Genomic DNA, 21,368 nt, shown 5'->3' with positions numbered 1-21,368 from the left:
AATAGCTGTTAACTCATCGGGGCAGTTCCAGTGAGCCCGGCGTCGATGAGGTTGTGTCCTTCTGCCCGTGCGGCAGGTTATGTTCGCGTCGCAAGTGCCCTCGTCCTGGCTCTCGGCGCCTCCGCCTGCGCGGTCGATCCCGGGGTCGAAGCCCTCAGCGCGCCCGTCCAGGCCCGGTTCAAGAACGCCCCCTCCCGCCCCGGGGCCGAGTGGCCGTCCGATGGCTGGTGGCGGGTCTTCTCGTCGAGGGAACTGGACCGGTTCATGCAGGCCTCGCGGTCCGGCAATCTCGACGCCGAAGCCGCCGTCGCCCGGGTCGAACAGGCGGACGCGGCCATCAAGGTGGCCAGCCAGGCCCTCATTCCGAGCCTGTCGGCCACCACGGATGCCGGCCAATCCTACAGGGGCGCCAGATCGGGCCTGGGCTCCGGCGGTCGTTCGAGAAACCTTTCCGCCGGCTTGAGCACGAGCTACGAACTCGACTTCTGGGGCAAGAACCTGTCCAACCGACGCTCCGCCGAGGCGAGCGCCGCCGCAAGCGCCTTCGACCTGTCGACGGTGATCATCACCACCGATGCCACCGTGGCCAACACCTACTTCCAGGTGGTGGCTCTCAAGCAGCAGATCGCCATCGCCCGCGACAACCTGGCGAGCGCCCAGCGCATCCTGGAGGCCGTCCAGGCCCGCGTGCGCTTCGGCACCGCCTCCAATCTGGATGAGGCCCAGCAAGAGAGCCTGGTCGACAATGTCCGGGCCGGGATCCCGGGCCTCGAGATCCAATTGGAGCAGAACCTTTACGCCCTGGCGGTCCTGCTCGGGCAGACGCCGGACGCCGTGAGAGTCGCAACCGCGAGCCTGAATGCGCTGCGGATCCCTGCGATCCGACCGGGCCTGCCGTCTGGGCTCCTTGAGCGGCGCCCCGACATTGCCCGTGCGGAAGCCCAGCTCGCCGCCGCTCGGTTCGACGTCCAGGCCGCCAAGGCGCAGCTCCTGCCGTCCATCCAGCTGACCGGCCAGGGCGGCTTCCAGAGCGCGGCGCTCCGCACCCTGCTCAACCCGTCCAGCCAGTTCTATCAGGTGGCCGCCGGGCTCACGCAGCCCATCCTCGACGCCTACGGCCTCCAGGGCCAGGTGGAGATCGACCAGGCGCGCTTTCGCGAGTTGCTGGTCACCTATCAGAAGACCGTGCTGGTGGCCTTCCAGGAGGTCGAGAGCGCTCTCGTGGCCTATCGCAAGACCGCCGAGCAGGAGGCCCTCCAGGGCAAGGCGGTTGAATCGTCGCAGCGCGCCTATGATATCTCGGTGGAGCAGTTGCGGGCTGGTATCATCGACCGCACGACCCTCCTGAACACAGAACAGACATTGTTCTCGGCGCAGAATGCCCTGGTCCAGGCCCGGTTGGCGCGGCTGCAATCCGTGGTCGACCTCTACCGGGCGCTCGGCGGAGGCTGGGAGAGGGGCCCAGGCCTCGACGTGGCGCGCGTGCCGTGAAGCCCGTGCGCGGCGGGCGTGAAACGGCCGAAAGGAAACCAAAACCCTCATGAAGCCCAGAACCCTCGTCCTGCTGATCGCCCTGGCGGCTCTTGCCGGCATCGGCTGGACCATGCGCGACGCCATTCCGTTTTGGGGCGACCGGCCGGCCGGCGATGCGGCTCTCGGCCGTGGCGGCTCTCCTTCGGGCGCCCCTCGCGGTCCGGGGGGACGCCGGAGCCTCCCGGTGCCCATCCTGGCCGAGGCCGCACGGGCGGCCGACGTGCCGGTCTATCTCGACGGCGTGGGCACCGTGCGGGCCTACAAGACCGTCACGGTGCGGGCCCAGGTCAGCGGCCGTCTCCTGAGCGTGAACTTCAAGGAGGGCCAGGACGTCAGGAAGGGCGACGTTCTCGCCAAGATCGACCCGGTGACCTATCAGGCTGCCCTCGATCAGGCGGTGGCCAAGAAAGCCATGGATCAGGCCAGCCTCGACAATGCGCGCCGGGATCTCGAACGCTATACGAGCCTTGCGCGGGGGGATTTCGCCTCCAAGCAGCAGGCCGATACCCAGCGGGCCGCGGTGGCTCAGGCCGAGGCACAGGTGCGGCAGGACCAAGCCGCCATCGACAGCGCACAGGCTAGTCTCGACTACACCACCATCACGGCCCCCATCGACGGGCGCACGGGCATCCGCCAGATCGACGAGGGCAATCTTGTGAGTTCCGGAGACGAAACCGGCCTCGTGGTCATCACGCAGCTTCGCCCGATCTCGGTCCTCTTCACGCTGCCCGAAACCGTGGTCTCCGAGGTGGCGACCGCCAAGGGGCCCCTGTCCGTGACGGCAAGCATCGGATCCCAGCAGCTCGACGCGGGCGTGCTGGAGGTTATCGACAACCAGGTCGACCAGGCCACCGGCACGGTGAAGATGAAGGGTACGTTCGAGAATGCCCAAGGGCGCCTTTGGCCCGGCCAGTTCGTCAACGTGCGCCTTCTCCTGAAAACGCTGGGCGGCGCCATCGTAGTGCCGGCCGCCTCCGTCCAGCAGGGCACGGTGGGCAGCTTCGTCTATGTGGTCCAGCCCGACGACACCGTGAAGCTGACGCCGGTTCGCATCACCCAGCAGAACGAAACGCAGGCCGTGATCGCCGGCGGTCTCGATGCCGGTCAGCAAGTGGTGACGAGCGGCTTCGCCAATCTCCAGGACGGCTCCCGGATCACCCTCTCGTCGGGTGAGCCCGCCACGGCCAGCGAACCGAATCAGGGGAACCAACGCCGCAGGCGCAACGCATCGGCGGCCGAACCGGCCTCGACCCCGTGAACGTCTCGGCTCCCTTCATCGCGCGTCCCATCGCCACGGCTCTCCTGGCGGTGGCCGTGCTGTTGGGCAGTATTCTCGGGTACCGGCTCCTGCCGATCTCCTCCCTGCCCCAGGTCGACTTCCCGACGATCCAGATCACCACGCAGCTTCCTGGTGCGAGCGCCGACACGGTGGCGTCCCTCGTCACCGCTCCCCTGGAGCGCCAGCTCAGCCAGATCTCGGGCTTGCAGACCTTGAGTTCCATGAGCTCCTACGGGTGGAGCCAGATCACACTGCAGTTCATTCTCGACCGGGACATCGATGCCGCCTCGCAGGACGTTCAATCCGCCATCAACGCCGCGAACGCCACGCTGCCCAACGACCTGCCCTACCCGCCCACCTACGCCAAGGTGAACCCCGCCGATCCGCCCATCGTGACCCTGGCCCTCACGTCCGACGCGCTGCCCCTCGAGCAGTTGAGCGATCTTGCCGACACGCTCATCAGCCAGCGGCTGAGCCAGATATCAGGCGTCGGGCGCGTCACGGTGCAAGGACGTGTGAGGCCAGCGATCCGCATCCAGGTCGACCTCCCGCGTCTTGCTTCGTATGGCATCTCGCTCTCCACGCTTCGCACCGCCATCGCCAATACAAGCCTGTCGGGATCCAAAGGCTCCCTCGACGGAGCCCAGAAGGCCCTGACCATCGCGGCCAACGACCAGCTCAGCGACGCCAAGGCCTACGAGACCGTGGTGGTGGCCACCGCGAACGGATCGCCGGTCCTCCTCAAGGACGTGGCCAAGATCATGCTGGGGCTGGAGAACGACAAGGTTTCGGGTTTCTACAACGGCAAGCCCGCGGTCATCATCGACGTGCAGCGACAGCCCGGCGCCAACATCGTCGAGACGGTCGACCTCATCGGCCGCCAGATCCAGGCGCTCCAGCGCTCCGTCCCGGCCAGCGCGACGCTGTCCATCGTCAGCGACCGCACCGCCACCATCAAGGCCTCGGTGAAAGAGGTCCAGCTCACCCTGGTGCTCAGCGTCGCCCTCGTGATTCTCGTGGTGCTCCTGTTCCTGCGCACCTTCAGCGCGACTTTTGTTGCCGGCGTGACCCTGCCGCTCTCCCTCATGAGCAGCTTCGGCGTCATGTATTTCGCGGGCTTCACCATCGACAACCTGTCCCTGATGGCGCTCACCATCGCGGCGGGTTTCGTGGTCGACGACGCCATCGTGATGATCGAGAACATCGTGCGCTACATCGAAGAGGGCCATTCGCCCCTCGAGGCGGCCTATAAGGGCGCGGGCGAGATCGGCTTCACCATCGTGTCGCTGACCCTGTCCCTCGTCGCGGTGTTCATCCCGCTCCTTTTCATGACGGGAATCGTCGGCCGCCTGTTTCGGGAATTCGCCCTCACGCTGACCATCACGGTCGTGGTGTCGGCCGTCATCTCGCTCACCCTGACGCCCATGATGGCGGCACGGCTCCTGAAGCCCGCACGGCCCGGACGGCACTTTTTTCTCGTTCGGTGGAGCGAGAGCACCCTGAACGGTCTTCTGGGGCTCTACCGGGTCACCCTGGACGGGGTCCTGCGCCATCGCGCCCTCACCCTGCTGGTCGCCCTCGCGACGCTCGTGGCGACCGTCTGGCTTTATGTCGCGATCCCCAAGGGATTCATGCCCCAGCAGGACAGCGGCCTCCTCACGGTCACCACGGAGGCCGCCCAGGACGTGTCCTTCGAGCGCATGCAGGCCCTGCAGCAACAGGTGGAGACGATCGTCGGACGGGATCCTCAGGTCCTGGGAGTGGTGTCGGTGGTGGGAATCGGGGAGGCGAACCCGACCCTCAACACGGGCCGCCTGTCCGTCGTGCTGCGTCCCCTGTCCGCTCGCACGGAGAATGCTCAGGCCGTGATGGCGCGCCTGCGCGAGCAGGTCGGGGTAATCCCCGGCATCACGGCCTATTTCCAGCTCGTGCAGGATATCCAGATCGGCACGCAGGCCGGTCGGACGCAATACCAGTACGTGTTGGTGGGCGCTGACCAGCAGACATTTCCGGATTGGGCCGCTCGCGTGGAGGATGCGCTGCGGAACAGTCCGGTTCTCGCCAATGTGTCGTCCAATCTCCAGAACAACGGGCAGCGGGTGCAGATCACCGTCGACCGGGTGGCGGCGGGCCGCCTCGGCGTCACCATGCAGGCTGTGAACGACGTTCTCTATAGCGCCTTCGGGCAGCGCCAGATTGCCACCATCTACGGGCAGGCGAACCAATACCGCGTCGTGCTGGAGGCCGATCCCCGCTACCAGAGCGACCCGTCGGCCCTCGCCAAGGTCTACGTGGCGGGCACGGGAGGCGCGCAGATCCCGCTCCTGTCGGTCGCGCGCGTCGAGCGGGTCGCGGCTCCGCTCGTGGTCAACCACGTCCAGCAGTTCCCCGCCGCGACCTTCAATTTCGACGTGGCGCCGGGCGCATCCCTCGACCAGGCCATCCAGGCCGTCGAGGACGCGGAGGCCGAGATCGGGCTTCCGGCCAACTTCTACGGCACGCTCACGGGCGACGCGGAGGAGTTCGCGGCGTCGCTGCAGAGCCAGCCCTGGCTGATCCTGGCCGCCGTCGTGGTGATCTACATCCTTCTGGGCGTGCTCTACGAGAGCCTTGTCCATCCTTTCACGATCCTCACCACCCTGCCGTCGGCGGGCGTAGGCGCCTTGCTGGCGCTGATGGCCTTCGGGATGGAGCTGTCGCTCATCGCCATCATCGGTATCATCCTGCTGATGGGCATCGTGAAGAAGAACGCGATCATCATGATCGATTTCGCCATCGATGCCGAGCGGACGCGCGGCCTTTCGCCGGAAGCCGCGATCCGCGAGGCGTGCCACCTGCGCTTCCGGCCCATCATGATGACCACCGTGGCGGCCATCTTCGGCGCCCTGCCCCTCGTTCTCGGCCATGGCGCGGGCGCGGAGCTGCGGGTTCCGCTCGGAGTCACGATCATCGGCGGCCTCCTGGCAAGCCAGATCCTGACCCTCTACACGACGCCGGTGATCTATCTCGCCATGGACGGCGTCCGCCGCCGGGTGGCTCGGCGCTTCGGGAGCTTGAGCGTCGACGGCGACGAGGCGCCCGAGCCATCTCCATGAGCGTCTCGCGATGAACATTTCCGAGCCGTTCATCCGCAGGCCGATCGGCACATTCCTGATGGCCGTCGGCCTCCTCCTCTCAGGGCTGGTCGCCTATCTGTTCCTGCCGGTCGCCAGCCTGCCGAGCGTGGACTTTCCCACCATCCGGGTATCCGCGTCCCTGCCGGGGGCGGACCCGGAGGTCATGGCCGCCACGGTGGCGGCACCCCTGGAGCGGCATCTCGGCACCATTGCGGGCGTGACGGAGCTGACCTCCACAAGCGCTCTCGGCTCCACCAACATCGCGATCCAGTTCGAGCTCAGCCGCAACGTCGACGATGCCGCCCGCGACGTACAGGCCGCGATCACGGCGGCCCGCGCGGACCTGCCGAGCAGCCTGTCGCAGGAACCGCGCCTGCGGAAATTCAACCCCGCGGCCTTCCCGATCCTGTCCCTGACCCTGACCTCGAAGAACCGGCTCGCGAGCGAACTCTACGACATTGCCGATCTCATCGTGGCGACCCGGATCGCGCAGACTCCGGGGGTTGCGGAAGTCACGGTCGGGGGCGCGGATCAGCCGGCTTTCCGGGTCGCCATCGATCCGGCGGCCCTCGAAGCGCGCGGCATCGGCATGGAAGCCGTGCGCACCGCGATCACCGGCGCCACGTCGCTGGGCCCGAATGGGCGCTTCGACGGACCCGATACGAGCATCCTGATCGGCACCAACAGCCAGATCGCGACGCTCGAGGATTTCTCCAAGATCGTCCTGAAGGCCGATGGCGGCAATATCGTGCGACTCACCGACGTCGCGAAGGTCGAGGCAGCCACGCGCAACAGCCGCACGGCAGGGGGATACAACCGGCAGCCTGCCGTCACCCTCATGGTGCAGAAGACGTCCGAAGCCAATGTGGTGGAAACGGTCAAGCGCGTGCGGGACCTCCTGCCCGAGCTGAACCTCCTCATCCCGGCGGACACCGCTCTCTCGGTGGTCAACGACCGAACGACCATGATCCAGGCCAGCGTGGACGAATTGCAGCTGACCCTGGGCCTGAGCGTGCTTCTCGTCATGCTGGTGGTCTACGTCTTCCTGCGCCGGGGCGTGCCCACCGCGGCGGCGGGCGTGACGGTTCCGCTGTCGCTCGCCGGAACCGTGGCGCTCATGTGGCTGTCGGGCTTCAGCCTGAACAACATGTCCCTGCTGGCGCTGACCATCTCGGTCGGCTTCGTGGTGGACGACGCCATCGTGATGATCGAGAACTGTTACCGCAACATGGAAGCGGGTCTCAAACCGTACCAAGCCGCCCTGCTGGGCGCCCGGCAGATCGGCTTCACGGTGATCTCCATCAGCCTGTCCCTGATCGCGGCCTTCATTCCGATCCTCTTCATGGGCGGCGTCACGGGACGGATCCTCCAGGAATTTTCGCTGACCCTCACCTACGCGGTGGTGATGTCGGCGGTGGTGTCCCTCACCGTCACGCCGATGATCTGCGGCCGCTTCATCCGCACCCTGCCGCGTCCGCGCCAGACAGCCCTCGACCGGCTGGTCGAGCCGGTGCTCGAGGCGGTCGGCGCCTTCTATGCCCGCACCCTCGACCGGGCCTTCGGGCACAAATGGCTGATGCTCCTCATCACCCTCGGGGCCGTCGGCCTGACAGCGGGGCTTTACGTCTCCCTGCCCAAGGCGATCCTTCCGCGGGGCGACACGGGGCTGATCATGGGCTTCGCCCGGGCATCGCCCGATACCTCGTTCCAGGCCATGACCCGGATCGATGAACGAGTCATGGCCGTGCTGATGTCCGACCCGGCGGTGTCGGGCGTCAGTTCTACGGTCGGTGGTTCAGGGTTTGGCTCGGGCAACCAGGTGCGCTATTTCCTGAATCTGAAGCCTCTCGAGGAGCGCAAGCTGACCGCAGAGGAAATCATCGCCCGCCTGCGGCCCAAGCTCGCCGAGATCGTCGAAGCCCAGGTTACGCTCTTCCCGCCCCAGGAGATCACCATCGGGGCACGCGGCGGGCGTTCGCAGTACCAAGTCACGCTCTGGAGCACGGAACTGGCGGAACTCACGCGCTGGGTTCCGCGGGCCGTGGCCCGGATCCGCACCGTTCCGGGTGTCCTCGACGTCAACACCGACCGCGAACAGGGCGGGCCCGAGGCCTATGTCAGGATCGATCGCACGCGGGCCTCCCAGCTCGGCGTTTCCGTGCGGGACATCACGGCGGTCCTGAACGACTCGTTCTCGCAGCGCCAGGTGGCGACGCTCTACCGGACCAGGAACCAGTATAGGATCATCCTGGAGGTGGACCCGAACCTGCAGCGCGACGTCACGAGCCTCGGCAGGCTCTTCGTGTCGGCGGGCAACGGCACGCAGGTCCCGCTCTCCTCCGTGGCGAGCGTCGAGTTCTCCTCCGCGCCCCTCGTGGTCAACCACCAGCGTCAGTTCCCCTCGGCCACGATCAGCTTCAACATCGCGGAGGACGCGGAACTCAGCGTCGTCACGCCGGAGATCGAGCGCGCGCTGATGGAGCTGCACATGCCGGAAGCGGTCCGGGTCGAGTTCGCGGGCGATGCGGGCGAGGTCACCCAGACCCAGTCGAGCCAAGTGGTTCTCATCCTGGCGGCGCTCATCACGGTCTACCTGGTGCTCGGCATCCTGTACGAGAACCTGATCCATCCGCTGACCATTCTCTCGACCCTGCCCTCGGCGGGCCTGGGGGCCCTGTTGACGCTGTGGGTCACCGGGACGAGCCTATCCCTCATTGCCCTCATCGGCATCATGCTGCTGATCGGGATCGTCAAGAAGAACGGCATCATGCTGGTGGACTTCGCCATCGAGGCGCAGCGCAGTCACGGCCTTTCGGCCGAGGCGGCCATCCGGGAGGCCTGTATGGCGCGCTTCCGCCCCATCACCATGACGACGCTCGCGGCGCTCCTGGGGGCCCTCCCCCTCGTCCTCGCGACCGGACCTGGAGCCGAATTGCGCTGGCCTCTCGGCATCACGATCATCGGCGGTCTCGTGATGTCGCAGATCCTGACGATCTACACGACCCCGATCATCTATCTCATGCTTGACCGCCTGCGTCCCACGCACGGCCGTCTGAGCGCGAAACTGGCGGGCGAGCCTGTCCGATCGGGTGACGCCGGAGCGTCATCCGGGCTATGAACCGATCGTCAAAGGGGGATGCCATGAGGGTCGATCTGAATTCCGATCTGGGCGAGGGCTTCGGGGCGTGGCGCATGGGCGACGATGCCGCCATGCTCGATATCGTCACCACCGCGAACGTGGCCTGCGGATTTCATGCCGGCGATCCCACGATCATGCGCGGCATGGCCTTGGAGGCGAAGCGCAAGGGCGTCAGCGTCGGGGCCCATCCCGGCTTCAACGACCTCTGGGGTTTCGGACGCCGGGTCATTCGCGGCGACAGTCTCTCCGACATCGAGGCGATGGTCGCCTATCAGATCGGCGCCCTCCAAGCGCTGGCCGCGATGGCGGGCCATCGGGTCACCCATGTGAAGACGCACGGTGCGTTGAACAATCTCTCGATGGACGATGAGGATCTCGCCACGGCGGTGGGCCGCGCCATTCGGGCGGTCGATCTCGGTCTCGTCTATCTCGTGATGCCCCAGACCGCCATGGAGCGGGCCGCCCTGGCGCTCGACATGCCCCACGCCCTCGAGGTCTTTGCCGATCGCGCCTATGACGACGCCATGCGGCTCGTCTCACGTTCTCAACCGGGCTCCGTCATCCATGACGCCGACGTGGTGGCCGAGCGGGTTCTGCGCATGGTGTGCGACGGGGAGATCGTGTCCACCTCCGGGAAACGCATGAAAACCCGCGTGGACTCGGTCTGCGTTCACGGCGATACGCCGGGAGCGGTCAACCTCGCGCGCACGGTGAGGTTCCGCCTGGAGGCGGAGGGTGTGGAGGTTGCGCCCTTCGCGGCTTGAGGACGTCTTCTCCTATCAGGCGCGCGCGGAAGAGTTGCGGCGGGCAATCAGGAACGCCGCCACCGTCAGCGCGATAGCAATGACGATCCCGGCCTGGAATATGCGGCCTAAGGAAACGCCCGCCATCTCCTGAAGGGGTCCGACGCCGAACGCCGCGATGCCATAGCCGATCTGATACAAGGCCAGCAAACCACCCGCCGTCGTCGCGGTGAGACGGGGAAACTCGCTGCCGGCGAAGCTGAGGCTGAGAGGCAGCAGCGCGGAGCATGCCAGCCCCAACAGGCCGAAAGCCAGAATACCGCTCCACCCGGAATGCGCGCTTGCCGCCGCCCCGAAGGCAAGGGCGAGAAGAACGGGCAGGGCCTGATAGATGACGCGCGGCGAAACGTGTGACGCCAACCCGGCGACGATGACGCGCCCGAGCGTGACCGCGACCCAAAAGGCCGTGAGCGCATAGGAGGCTTCATGCACGGGCACGCCGCGCTCCTGGCTGAGATAGAGTGTTCCCCAGTTGCCGCTGATGGTTTCAAGGATGCCGTAGAGCAGAACCGCGCCGCCATAGAGCCAGAACCGCCCTGGCAGATGCTCCTTCGTCTGAGAGGTCGACCGCGTCTCGCCTGGCACGCCCGCCTGGAGCGGCTGCCTGACAAGCAGGACCAGAATGAGTCCCAGACACAACACCATCAAGACCGGCAGAGCCCACCAGAGGCCCAGGCCGGACAATACGGCGACGAAGAGCGGCGCCAGGGCGGTGCCGACGCCGAGCAAAGCGTTGACGGTCAAAACGGCCCGATCCGGCCGTTCGGGGAAGAACGCCTCACTGAGACTGTTCAGCGCCGTCACGGTGGCGCCGAAACCGAAACCGAGCGCTGCGGTCGCAAGACAGATGATCGGAAACGCAATCGCCGTTCCCGTCATCAACGCGCTGGCCGCCAACACCGCCATCGATGCGAGATCGGCCACAAGCCCAACCAGTAGAACGGCTTTGAGGCCTCGGCGAGCCGCCAGCTTCGGCGCCAGGCTCGACGCCAGGATCGCCATCACGAACTGAGGCAGGAACATGGTGCCGTACTGGGTGCTGCTGAAGGCGAACCCGTTCGGATCGGTGAAAACGGCGCTCGCGGCCGGAAAGGTAACCAGCGCGAGACCCTGAGCGACCGCCGCGGCATAGAGCAGGCCGATCTCGCGGCCGGACGCCACCATCAGCCGAGCCTCTGCAGGAGGTGGTCGCCAACCCGCAGCGCATTCGCGATTGCCGTTAGGGACGGGTTGACGGCCCCGATGCTGACGAAAAAGCTCGTATCGACCACGTAGAGGTTGTCGAGTTCGTGGGCCTTGCAGTTGCGGTCGAGGACGGATGTGGCGGGATCGTCGCCAAACCGGCATGTCCCGGCCTGATGGGCGCAACCGGCGAGGGGAATGTCGGTCTTCATGTAGGCTTGGCGATGCACCAGGAAATCAGGGTGCATGCCAAGATGGTTCAGCATGGATTTCAGCTTCTCGTACAACTTCTGCTTCGGCACCTGGTTGTTGGGTGTGTAGCTCAGCCTGATGCGCCCATCCGCTTCCAGGGTCACACGGTTCTCAGGATCTGGCAGATCCTCCGTGGTGAGCCAAAAATCAACCGCGTGGTGCGCCACATCGTCGAGCAGGCCCACCGGCACGAGAGCAGTCTCCAACGGCTTCTCGCCCTTGTACATGGCTCCGAGCGACTTCCCCACCATCTGGATGTTGCCCATGGGATAGTCGAAGCCGTCCATGCCGAAGTAGAAGTCATTGAGTGCCAGCGTCTTCTGGAACATGGTCGGGTTCGGCTCGAGGGAGAGTGCCAGCACCGCCTGGCTATTGTGGAACATGTAGTTCCGGCCCACCTGATCCGACCCGTTGGCGAGACCGTTGGGGTGCGCGTCGTTCGCGGACCCCAACAGGAGCTTCGCCGAATTCGCGGCCCCGCACGACACCACCACGATGTCGGCCGAGAATGTCTCGGGTTGCCCGCTCACGGTGGCGACCACCCCCGTGACAGAACGGCCCGCCGGGTCCGTCTCCAGCTTCAGAACCTCGGCATTGCGCAAAAGCGTGACGTTCTCGAACTCGATCGCGGGCCTGACACCCACGACTTCCGCGTCGGATTTCGCGTGAACAAGGCACGGAAAACCGTCGCAGGTCTGGCACCGGATGCAGGTGCTGTAGGCCATGTCGGCTTCATTGAGCATAACTGCCGATGGCGCATAGAACGGGTGATAGCCCGCTGCCTCCAGGTTGTCGAAAAGCCTTTGGATGCGGGGCTCATGGGAGATCGGCGGATCCGGATACGGTCCGCTGGTGGGCGGTTCCGTCGGATCGGATCCATGCTGGCCGTGCACATGGTACATTTGCTCGGCGGCGGTGTAATATGGCTCCAGTTCCTCATACGAGATGGGCCAAGCCGGAGAGACGCCGTCATAATGGCGGGTCTCGCCGAAATCCTCCTTGCGCAGGCGGTAAAGGGCTGCCCCGAACAGCTTCGTCGAGCCCCCCACGAAGTAATGCACCTGCGGTTGGAAGGCGCGTCCCTCGGAATCGTACCACGTGTCGGGGGAGATATAGCGGTTTTCCTGAAACACGGCTGCGGTGTTCCAGTTCAAGGCTTCGCGGGGAAGCCAATCGCCACGTTCCAAGATGAGAATGCGTTTGCCTGACGGTGCCAGCTTGCGCGCCAGCGTTCCGCCACCGGCGCCGCTTCCGATGATGATAACGTCGTAATGGTCGCTCATCGCCACTAGAGTCCGACGCTGCTCTGCATCATGCCGCCATCGGCGAAGATGGTTGTGGCCGTCAGGTAGGTGGCGTTGGGGCCCGCCAGGAAGGCCACGACATTCGCAATCTCCTCCGGCTGCGCCATGCGCCCGAGCGGAATCGCGCCATCGAGCTTTGCCAGCAGGGCCGGGTCCTTCATGGTCGAGGTGTTGATGGGCGTGGCGACGGCACCGGGGCCCACTCCCACGACCAGGATGTTATGGCTTGCCAGTTCGACCCCGGCGGTGCGCGTGAGCATGCGGATGCCGCCCTTGGACAGGCAATAGGGCGTGTTGCCTGGCATCGGCCAATCCTCGTGTACCGACGTGATGTTGATGATGCGTCCACCCTCGCCCTGCTTGATCATCTGCTTGGCGGCGATCTGGGTTCCGAAAAAGGCGCTTTTCAGGTTGACGTCCAGCACCTTGTCGTATTGCCCCTCTGTGGTGTCGAGCACGGATGTGCGGGTTTCGACGCCCGCATTGTTGACCATGATGTCAACGCGGCCGAAGGTCTGAACGGCTGTGTCGATCAGCTTTTGCAGATCGTCGACCTTGCTCACGTCGGCCTGGCAACCGACCGCCTGCGAGCCGAGACCGGCGACTTCCTTCTCGAGGGCGTCCGTCGCATCGGGATCGAAGAGATAATCGATGACGACCTTCGCGCCTTGCGCCGCGAGAGCCAGCACGATGGACTTGCCGATTCCGCTATTGCCCCCGGTGACGATGGCGACTTTGTTTTCAAGTGACATGGTTCGGTTCCAAATGATGTGGGTGTGGTTCACGACGAGGCGGCGGCGGATGTCCGCTCGCGGCTCTCCTGTGGCTCCTCGGCCGATTGAGACGCCAGATGATCGATGAGATTGGCCACGAGGCCGGTCCAACCGGTCTGGCAGGACGCTCCAAGCCCAGATCCGTTGTCGCCGTGAAAATACTCGTGAAAGCGGATGTAGTCCCGGAAGTGCGGATCGGTCTGGAGCTTCCGGTTGGCGCCGAAGACGGGCCTGTTCCCGTCCGGACCGCGCAGGAACAGCGAGGTCAGACGACGTGAGAGCTCATCGGCCACATCGCCAAGGCACATCTTGACGCCAGAGCCCGTCGGGCACTCGACCTTGAAGTCCGTGCCATAATAGTCGTGAAAGCGACGAAGACTCTCGACCATCATGAAATTGACGGGCATCCAGACCGGTCCACGCCAGTTGGAATTGCCCCCGAAGACGCTGCTGTTCGACTCGGCCGCCTGGTACTGGAGGCAGTAGCGCGCGCCGTTATAGTCGAATTCGTAGGGATGCTCGAGATAGCTTCGCGAGAGGGCGCGAATGCCGTGAGGCGACAGGAACTCGCTCTCGTCCAGCATGCGCTGGAGGATCTTTGTCGTGCGGAACGCGCGGGCCAGCGACAGGAGATGGCGTCCGTTCTTGCCCTGTTCGGCCCAGCGCGAAACGAGCTGCGCGAGATCGCCTCGCCGCTCGCGGTACCAGCTCAGGCGCTCGGCGAAACCCGGCATGCTGAGGAGCACCGATTTCTCAATGACCTCGACGGCGAAGAGCGGAATGAGCCCCACCATGGACCGGAGCCGCATGGGGATCTTCTGGCCGTTGGGCATGCAGAGGACGTCGTAGTAAAATCCGTCCTCGTCGTCCCAGAGGCCGATGCTCTCCTCGCCCATGTCGGTCATGGCCTTGGCGATGAACAGGAAGTGCTCGAAGAACTTGATCGCCAGTTCCTCGTAGGTCTGGTCGTGGGCGGCCAGTTCGAGAGCGATGCGCATCATGTTCAGGCAGTACATCGCCATCCAGGCCGTGCCGTCGGACTGGCTGATGTACCCGCCCGTTGGCAGGGGCGCCGAGCGGTCGAAGATGCCGATATTGTCGAGGCCCAGGAAGCCGCCCTCGAAGATGTTGCGTCCGTCCGAATCCTTGCGGTTCACCCACCAGGTGAAGTTCATGATGAGCTTGAGGAAGACGCCTTCCAGGAAGTCGTTGTCGCCGACGCCGCCGTTCTGGCGGCGGTCGTTCTCGAACACGCGCAGGGCCGCCCAGGCATGGACGGGCGGGTTCACGTCCCCGAAGGCCCATTCGTAGGCGGGCAGTTCCCCGTCCGGGTGCATCATGCAGACCTTGCAGAGCAGGGCGAGCTGGTCCTTGGCGAAGTCGGGATCGATCAGCGAGAACGTCACGCAATGGAAGGCGAGGTCCCAGGCGGCGAACCAGGGATACTCCCATTTGTCCGGCATGGAGATGATGCTGGCGCTGCTCAAGTGCCGCCACTTCTTGTTGCGTCCGTGCTTGCGCGCCTCGGGAGGCGGCGGCTGGGCTGGGTCGCCGTCGAGCCATTCCGAGACGTTGTAGAAGTAAAACTGCTTGTTCCACAGCATCCCGGCGAAAGCCTGGCGCTGGACGAGCCGCATGTCTTCGTCCGCGACCCGGGCTTGCTGCGCCGCGTAGAAGGCGTCGGCCTCCGCATGCCGGGCCGCGAAGATCTCGGCGAAATTCTCGAACCGGTTCTGAATCGGCTCGCCGGAGCGCAGGCGAACCCGAAACGTCACGTGCCCGCCGGCCGGAACGTCCCGCCGGTAGAGGCCCGCCGCCTTGGTGCCGGTCTTGTCCGGATTGACCGCGTCAGGGCGCCCATCCACCACGTAGGAATGGAAGGCATCCTTCGAGAACCCCGGCTCCCCGGAGACGCCGAACACCTTCTGCATGTTGGTTTCATTGTCGCAGAAGAGAGTCTCGTCAGGCTCGTCGAAAGCCAGGTGGAACAGGCCGAGGTCATGATGCTCGACGCGGACGAGACCGTAGCCTTCCTCGGTCATCACAGGCCTCGGCTCTCCCTCGCGCCAGGACCAGGTGTTGCGGAAGAACGCCTGGGGCAGGACGTGAACCGGCGCCGCCTCCGGGCCTCGGTTATGCACCGTCACGCGCATCAGAACGTCGTCGACGTCGGCCTTGGCGTATTCCACCTCCACGTCGAAATAGCGGTCCTCGTCGAACAGCCCGGTATCGATCAGCTCGAATTCGGGTTCCCCCCGGCCGTGACGGCGCGCATTCTCGTCGATGAGCCATTGATACGGGTAGGCTCCCTGCGGGAGCTTGTAGAGCATCTTCGCGTAGGAATAGGTCGGGATGGCGTCGAGATAGTAATAGATCTCCTTCACGTCCTCGCCGTGATTGCCTTGTGCGTTGGTGAGGCCGAAGAGACGTTCCTTCAGGATGGGATCCCGCCCGTTCCAGAGGGCGACGGACAGGCACAGGTACTGGTCCTCGTCGCAGAACCCCGCCAAGCCGTCCTCGCCCCAGCGATACGCGCGGCTGCGGGCATGGTCGTGGGTGAAGTAGTCCCAGGCCGTGCCGTCTGGGCTGTAATCCTCCCGCACGGTGCCCCATTGCCGCTCGCTGACATAGGTGCCCCACCGGCGCCAACGGGCTTTGCCGTCCCGGGCCTCCCGCAGGCGCTTGCGCTCCGGGTCGAATGCTGCCGCCATGGCTTCAGGTCCTGCCTTGGTTGGAGGAGAGTTCCCCCTGGAGACGCCGCCAGGCGTCGAGGGTACAGGCGACGGACCAGGCCTGGGCCGGCGCGCCGCGCGGATGATGCGGCGGGTCGCCGTCGAAGATCTCCCCGAGGGTGCCCAGCCCCCCGTCGGCCAGAGCATCCCGCAAGGGATCGAGAAACGCCAGAGCGGCCCCGGCATCGCCGGTCACCCGGTAATGGGCCAGCGCGAATGGACCGAGCAGCCAGGTCCAGACCGGGCCCTGGTGATATCCTCCGTCCCGCTCCCGGACATTGCCGCCATAGACGGGGCAGTAGCCCGCGCTGCCCGGCGCCAGAGAGCGCAGGCCATAGGACGTCAGCAGGTGACGGGTGCAACACGCGACGACCCGCTCCTGCGCGTCGCGCTCCAGCGGACTATGCGCCAGGCTGACCGCGAAGATCTGGTTCGGCCGGATGTTCGTGTCCTGCCCTTCCGGGCTGTCGATGACGTCGTAGAGCCCTTGCCCGTCCGGTCGCACGAACCGCGAGAAGCCCGCGCGCGCGCGCTCCGCTGGTTCGCTGAATGTATCCGGCTGGCCCAGCCGTGCCGCGAAATCCGCCATGATCCGTAGGGCATTGAACCACAGGGCGTTGATCTCCACCGCCTTGCCGATGCGGGGCGTCACCACCCAGGACCCGACCTTGGCGTCCATCCAAGTGACCTGCACGCCCGAGACGCCCGCCCGCAGCAGCCCGTCGGCGGGGTCGACGCCGATGCCGTAGCGCGTCCCCTTCAGATACCAGGCGATCATGTCCTCGAGAACCGGATAGACCTCGCGCAGGGCGTCGGTGTCTCCGGTCTCGTCCACATAAGCCCGCCAGGCTTCGAAGAACCAGAGGGATGCATCGGCGGTGTTGTAGGCGGGCTCTGCGCCGTCGCCCGGAAACACGTTCGGCAGCATGCCCTGGCTGACGAAACGTGCGAAGGTCCGCAGAATGCGCTTGGCCGTGTCCGGCCGTCCCATCGCCAGCGTAAGACCGGGCAGGCTGATCATCGTGTCCCGGCCCCAATCCCCGAACCACGGGTAGCCCGCAATGACCGATTGCCCGTCCGGCATGTCCCGCAAGGGCCTCGCGAAGACGAACGCGTCCGCGGCAAGAGCCAGCCGGGCGATCCAGTCCGGCCTGTCCGGCAGGGTGCGGGCCGCCGCCGCGAGGACGCTGCGGTCATGGGCGAGGCGCCGCTCCAGGGCAGCCTCCAGATCGGTCGAAGCGTCAGGCTCGAGGCTCGCGACGATCCCCATGAGGGCGCCCCGACCGAGAGGCAGATCGGCCGAGCCCGCGAACAGGTTGGCGTCCACGGGATCGAGCCCTCGGTCGGCCTCCAGCGACAGGTCGAAGTTCCGGTACCACTCATTCGCGGCCGTGACGGACCCGCCCGGCGCCGCGATCGTGAGCGTGAACAGGGACCCGTCCCGGATCGTGAGCGTGTCCCCCTCGGCCGCGATGTCTGGCGTGAACCCGCCCGGCACCATGTTGCCGTGGTGGTCACGGTCGTTGACCAGGAGCGCGACGCGCAGGGCGAGCGCGGCGTTCGGCGCGCAGGCATCCGGCAGGAGGCGCCAGGCCGCATAGGTCGTATTCGCGCCGGGCTCCATCCAGATCCGGTGCTCGATGCGTCGGCCCTCGGCCTCGTAGATCCAGACCGGCACCGTGTAGTCGAACCGGAAGCTCTCGATTCGCACATGACCGGGCGGCGCGATGGCACCGCCCATCCAGCCGTTGGTGAACAGGGGAACGGGCACGTCGCCGCCCACGAGCGTGGCGTCCGCCTTGGCCAGGATGAGCCTGCGGCCCAGGGGCGGCTCGACGGGAGCGATCAGGAGACCGTGATAGCGGCGGGTCAGGCTGCCGGCGACCGTGCCGCCCGCATAGCCGCCCAAGCCGTTGGCGAGCCACCATTCCCGCCGCTCGGCCTGCCCAAAATGGCCGCAGATGGCGCGCCCGAGCCGGATCTCGTCGGGGCGGCACGGGCCCGGAGGCCGGACCGGACGGTCCGGCGCGGCGGATGGCATCGCGACCGGCGCCGCTGCATCGTTTCCCATGGTTGTTGCCCCGATGCCTCTCCAACCGGCGCCGAAGCGTGCCGGTGAGCGGCTGCCCTATCGTAACCACAAGGGCCGCGCCGACGCCAGCGGCACAGCTTCGATCATCCTAGCCGAGATGGCGCGCGAAGAAGCGCGCGATCTCACGAAACGCTTCCTCGGTCTCGGGCACGAAAGGCGTGAGGAACTGAGCATGGCTCTGCCCCTCGAAGACCTGCAGCGACGCCTCGACGCCCGCCTGGCGCAGCTTGCGGTGAACCCGGACCGTGTCGCTCAGGAAGAGGTCCCGCGTGCCGGACGTCAGGATCGCGGGCGGAAACCCCTGGAAATCCCCGAAGATCGGCGACAGGAGAGGATCGGTCAGGCGTTGGCCACCCGCATAGAGGGATGCCGCCGCCCCGACCCAGCCCGCATACGACACCAGCACGTTGTCCACATAGGCATTGGCCTGCAGCGTGTCGCCCGCGCCGGTGAGATCGGCCCAGGGCGTGCCGGGCGCGATGGCGCCGGGAAGCGGCAGGCCCTCCGCCTTGGCCCGCAGGACCATCGCCAGCGTCAGCCCTCCGCCCGCCGAGCTGCCGAAGATCCCCATCCGCCGGGGATCCTGGCGGCCTGACAGGTCCCGCCACACCGCCATGGCGTCGTCGAGGGCGGCCGGAAAGGGATGGTCCGGCGGCATCCGGTAATCCACGGACACGGTCTTGTAACCGGCATAGCCCGCCATGAGCATGGCTTCACCCGCCCCGGCCTCGCCCGGATAGAGCACATAGCCGCCGCCATGGACATGGACCAGGAGACGGTCGCGGTTGGCGGTCGGAAGATCGTTCGGCGTGACGATGAACACATTCACGCCCGCGATCCGCGAGGGCTCGACGGTCACGCCCAGGCGCTCCCGGATCGCCGGCAGATGGGGCGCAACGGCGGCAGAACTCTGGGCCGCCAGGGCCCTCCAGGCCTCCGGGGAGGTCGGGATGGCATCCCAGCCTGTTGGATAGGGCGCCCCGATCACGGCCTGGAGCGGCGGGCTGACGGTGCCGGGCACGGGAAGCGACCGGGCCGGAACAAGGCGTGGAGCGGAGATGAGCGGAGCCGCGCCGGCTTCCTGGCCGGGGGCGGCATCGACCGGCAGCAGCGCCGCCATCGATCCCAGCATCAACGCTCGCCGGGACAGGCGATGCCCGTCGCCGTGGTTGGAGGGGCGATCAGGCATCGGCCGCCGACATGACCACGAAATCCTTGCCGCTCCGCGTCTCGGGCGTCAGGGGCAGGTCGGTGGTGATGAGGATCGCGCCGGGATGCAGGCGGTCCTGGATCCTCCTGAAGATCGCGTCCGTCCCGCGAATGCGCCGGAGGACTCCCGCGGCCTCCTGGGCCGTCTGGGCGGTGGCTTCCGTCGTGTAGGGGATGGCGTGCCAGATCATCTGGCGGGCGGCCGGATCGATGCCGCCATAGATCAAGACGTGCGAGCCCAGCGGCGTATCGGCGGGAGTGATCGTGACTTGTCCGCTCGCCACCGTGTCGCCGTTCTCCATGACGACGATCTCGTCATCAGCCGACGACACGATCATGGACAGGGCCGTCGAGGAGGCCGGGTCCGAACCGGGCACGGTCCGGTCCTTCAGGTCCGCCAACGCCTTGTCGAATTCGGACTCGGAGGCTTGCGTGAGAACGAGGCCCGGATGCAGGATCGTGGCGGGGTCGCCGGCGGCTCCGGCGATGATCACGGGCGTGCCCACATGGGTGATCGTAAACAGCTTGTCGGAAAAGGCGCGGGGCAGGTGAACGCAGCCATGGGAGCTGGGATAGCCCGGCAGGCCGCCCGCATGGAGCGCCACGCCCGACCATGTCAGCCGCTCCATATCCGGCATGGGCGCGCCGTCATAGATCGTGGACCGGTGGGTCTTGGCCATCTGGAGCACCGTGAAGACCCCGAGCGGGGTCTCGTGGCCGGGCCGCCCGGACGAGCAGGTCGAGACGGCGATGCGGATGCCGTTGCGATAGACGGAGACGCGCTGGTCGGGGATCGACACGATGATGGCGACGGGTCCGTCCGGCGAGCGGTCCGGATGCCACGTGAACTCCCCGGGCTTCAGGTCATTGATGTCCTCGACTTGCTGGGCTGACACCGGATCGGCCCAGAGGCCGGAACCGCCCATCAGGGCCACTGACGCGGCAAAGCCGCCAAGCAACTGCCGGCGCGACAGGGTCCCGATGATCGTCATGGTGTGGCCCGTTGAAGAAGTATCGTAAGGTCATCTCTAGAAGAGATTGGTTAACGATATGCTTCTTCGACCCTCGACGGAGAGCAGCCGGATGCATGGCGGCGGGATCGGCTGCATGATCTTCACGCGTTGCTTGGATCGACCTTGCGCAACAGGTAGGTATCCATGACCCAGCCCTTGCGGCCGCGCGCTTCGGACCGGACGCGGGCGATCTCGTCCCTGACGTCCTCCAGGCGCCCCGCGATCAGGATTTCGTCCTCGGTCCCGAGATAGGCGCCCCAAAAGATCTCCAGGCCCTCGGGCGGGATCGCCTGAAAGGCCTGCTGGCCGTCAAGCATGACGACGACGCTGCCGGCATCCTCGGGCATGCATTGAGCCAGCTTGCGGCCCGTCGTGATCTGAACCGCCTCACCGATCCGGTTGAGCGGCACGGCGTGCCGAGCGGTCAGGGCCTGGACGCTGGTGATGCCGGGGATCATCTCGTAGTCGAGCGCGATCCGGCTCCTGGCCCGCACCTTGTCGAGGATGCGCACGGTGCTGTCGTACAGGGACGGATCGCCCCAGACGAGAAACCCGGCGCATTGCCCCTCGGCCAACTCGTCGAGCAGGTGCCTCTCATAACGCTCCGCGATCGCGTCGTGCCACTGCTCCACGGTCTGTCGGTACGAGACCGTCGGATCATCCCGCCGGGGCTGCTCGAACTCCACGAACCGGTAGGATCGGCCCTCGATGTAGCGCTCGCAGATCTCGCGGCGCAGGTGCAGGAGATCCGCCTTCTCGTCCCCTTTGGTGGGCACGAGGAACACATCCACCCGGTTGAGCGCCTTGATGGCCTGGATCGTGACGTGGTCGGGGTCCCCAGCTCCGATGCCGATGATGAGCGCTTTCGTCATGTCTGGTCCGCCGCCTCGCTGGTGAATCGCTGGCACGCCGCATAGCATGATTTCGCGGCGGTGCGACGG

The 21,368-nt window shown here is 66.2% G+C and carries 13 protein-coding genes; 5 read left to right on the top strand and 8 right to left on the bottom strand.

Annotated elements, in window-relative coordinates:
- Positions 1-45 precede the first annotated feature (45 nt).
- The 5 genes from ILT42_RS14290 to ILT42_RS14270 are packed head-to-tail and all read left to right on the top strand — an operon-like array spanning position 46 to position 9,831.
- Entirely contained in the window at positions 46-1,491 is a 1,446-nt protein-coding gene (locus ILT42_RS14290; RefSeq protein WP_204216295.1) for an efflux transporter outer membrane subunit, read from the top strand.
- 49 nt (positions 1,492-1,540) lie between these two features.
- Positions 1,541-2,791, top strand: a complete 1,251-nt coding sequence (locus tag ILT42_RS14285) for an efflux RND transporter periplasmic adaptor subunit (protein ID WP_204216294.1) — start codon at positions 1,541-1,543, stop codon at positions 2,789-2,791.
- Positions 2,788-5,907 carry an efflux RND transporter permease subunit gene (locus ILT42_RS14280; protein WP_204216293.1) on the top strand — a complete coding sequence of 1,040 codons (3,120 nt, stop codon included), beginning with the start codon at positions 2,788-2,790 and terminating at the stop codon, positions 5,905-5,907. The genes ILT42_RS14285 and ILT42_RS14280 overlap by 4 nt, the downstream gene beginning before the upstream one ends.
- Positions 5,908-5,917: 10 nt before the next feature.
- A complete protein-coding gene (locus tag ILT42_RS14275; RefSeq protein ID WP_204216292.1) occupies positions 5,918-9,046 on the top strand; it encodes an efflux RND transporter permease subunit in 3,129 nt (1,042 codons plus the stop codon).
- 23 nt (positions 9,047-9,069) lie between these two features.
- Positions 9,070-9,831, top strand: a complete 762-nt coding sequence (locus ILT42_RS14270) for a LamB/YcsF family protein (protein ID WP_204216291.1) — start codon at positions 9,070-9,072, stop codon at positions 9,829-9,831.
- Between the two features lie 15 nt (positions 9,832-9,846).
- Here ILT42_RS14270 and ILT42_RS14265 read toward each other — a convergent pair whose 3' ends face one another.
- The 8 genes from ILT42_RS14265 to cobF all read right to left on the bottom strand — a co-directional run bounded on the left by ILT42_RS14265 (position 9,847) and on the right by cobF (position 21,299).
- A complete protein-coding gene (locus ILT42_RS14265) occupies positions 9,847-11,034 on the bottom strand; it encodes an MFS transporter (RefSeq protein ID WP_204216290.1) in 1,188 nt (395 codons plus the stop codon).
- Positions 11,034-12,587, bottom strand: coding sequence for a GMC oxidoreductase (locus ILT42_RS14260; protein ID WP_204216289.1), 1,554 nt, complete (start codon positions 12,585-12,587; stop codon positions 11,034-11,036). Before ILT42_RS14260 ends, ILT42_RS14265 begins: the two co-directional genes overlap by 1 nt.
- Before the next feature lie 5 nt (positions 12,588-12,592).
- Positions 12,593-13,360 carry an SDR family NAD(P)-dependent oxidoreductase gene (locus tag ILT42_RS14255; RefSeq protein WP_204216288.1) on the bottom strand — a complete coding sequence of 256 codons (768 nt, stop codon included), beginning with the start codon at positions 13,358-13,360 and terminating at the stop codon, positions 12,593-12,595.
- Between the two features lie 29 nt (positions 13,361-13,389).
- Positions 13,390-16,092: an MGH1-like glycoside hydrolase domain-containing protein gene (locus tag ILT42_RS14250; protein ID WP_204216287.1), complete on the bottom strand. Its 2,703-nt coding sequence runs from the start codon at positions 16,090-16,092 to the stop codon at positions 13,390-13,392.
- Between the two features lie 4 nt (positions 16,093-16,096).
- Positions 16,097-18,184, bottom strand: coding sequence for an amylo-alpha-1,6-glucosidase (locus ILT42_RS14245; protein WP_204216286.1), 2,088 nt, complete (start codon positions 18,182-18,184; stop codon positions 16,097-16,099).
- Positions 18,185-18,293: 109 nt separating this feature from the next.
- Positions 18,294-19,394 (bottom strand): alpha/beta hydrolase, encoded by a 1,101-nt coding sequence (locus ILT42_RS14240; RefSeq protein ID WP_204216285.1) that lies wholly within the window; start codon positions 19,392-19,394, stop codon positions 18,294-18,296.
- The gene (locus ILT42_RS14235) at positions 19,387-20,406 is read right to left on the bottom strand and encodes a L,D-transpeptidase (protein WP_204216284.1); all 1,020 of its coding nucleotides are present in this window, start codon (positions 20,404-20,406) and stop codon (positions 19,387-19,389) included. Before ILT42_RS14235 ends, ILT42_RS14240 begins: the two co-directional genes overlap by 8 nt.
- Positions 20,407-20,528: 122 nt before the next feature.
- On the bottom strand, positions 20,529-21,299 hold the full coding sequence (cobF, locus tag ILT42_RS14230; protein WP_204216283.1) for a precorrin-6A synthase (deacetylating): 771 nt from the start codon (positions 21,297-21,299) through the stop codon (positions 20,529-20,531).
- Between the last annotated feature and the right edge of the window lie 69 nt (positions 21,300-21,368).

The organism is Microvirga pudoricolor (assembly GCF_016892705.1).
Lineage (GTDB): Bacteria > Pseudomonadota > Alphaproteobacteria > Rhizobiales > Beijerinckiaceae > Microvirga > Microvirga pudoricolor.
This window is presented reverse-complemented; position numbering and strand designations above follow the sequence as displayed.

Bases quoted from the DNA above. Each gene is read 5' to 3' on its own strand.
- ILT42_RS14290 (WP_204216295.1), top strand. From the start codon at position 46: ATGAGGTTGTGTCCTTCTGCCCGTGCGGCAGGTTATGTTCGCGTCGCA.
- ILT42_RS14285 (WP_204216294.1), top strand. From the start codon at position 1,541: ATGAAGCCCAGAACCCTCGTCCTGCTGATCGCCCTGGCGGCTCTTGCC.
- ILT42_RS14275 (WP_204216292.1), top strand. From the start codon at position 5,918: ATGAACATTTCCGAGCCGTTCATCCGCAGGCCGATCGGCACATTCCTG.
- ILT42_RS14270 (WP_204216291.1), top strand. From the start codon at position 9,070: ATGAGGGTCGATCTGAATTCCGATCTGGGCGAGGGCTTCGGGGCGTGG.
- ILT42_RS14265 (WP_204216290.1), bottom strand. From the start codon at position 11,034: ATGGTGGCGTCCGGCCGCGAGATCGGCCTGCTCTATGCCGCGGCGGTC.
- ILT42_RS14260 (WP_204216289.1), bottom strand. From the start codon at position 12,587: ATGAGCGACCATTACGACGTTATCATCATCGGAAGCGGCGCCGGTGGC.
- ILT42_RS14255 (WP_204216288.1), bottom strand. From the start codon at position 13,360: ATGTCACTTGAAAACAAAGTCGCCATCGTCACCGGGGGCAATAGCGGA.
- ILT42_RS14250 (WP_204216287.1), bottom strand. From the start codon at position 16,092: ATGGCGGCAGCATTCGACCCGGAGCGCAAGCGCCTGCGGGAGGCCCGG.
- ILT42_RS14245 (WP_204216286.1), bottom strand. From the start codon at position 18,184: ATGGGAAACGATGCAGCGGCGCCGGTCGCGATGCCATCCGCCGCGCCG.
- ILT42_RS14240 (WP_204216285.1), bottom strand. From the start codon at position 19,394: ATGCCTGATCGCCCCTCCAACCACGGCGACGGGCATCGCCTGTCCCGG.
- ILT42_RS14235 (WP_204216284.1), bottom strand. From the start codon at position 20,406: ATGACGATCATCGGGACCCTGTCGCGCCGGCAGTTGCTTGGCGGCTTT.
- cobF (WP_204216283.1), bottom strand. From the start codon at position 21,299: ATGACGAAAGCGCTCATCATCGGCATCGGAGCTGGGGACCCCGACCAC.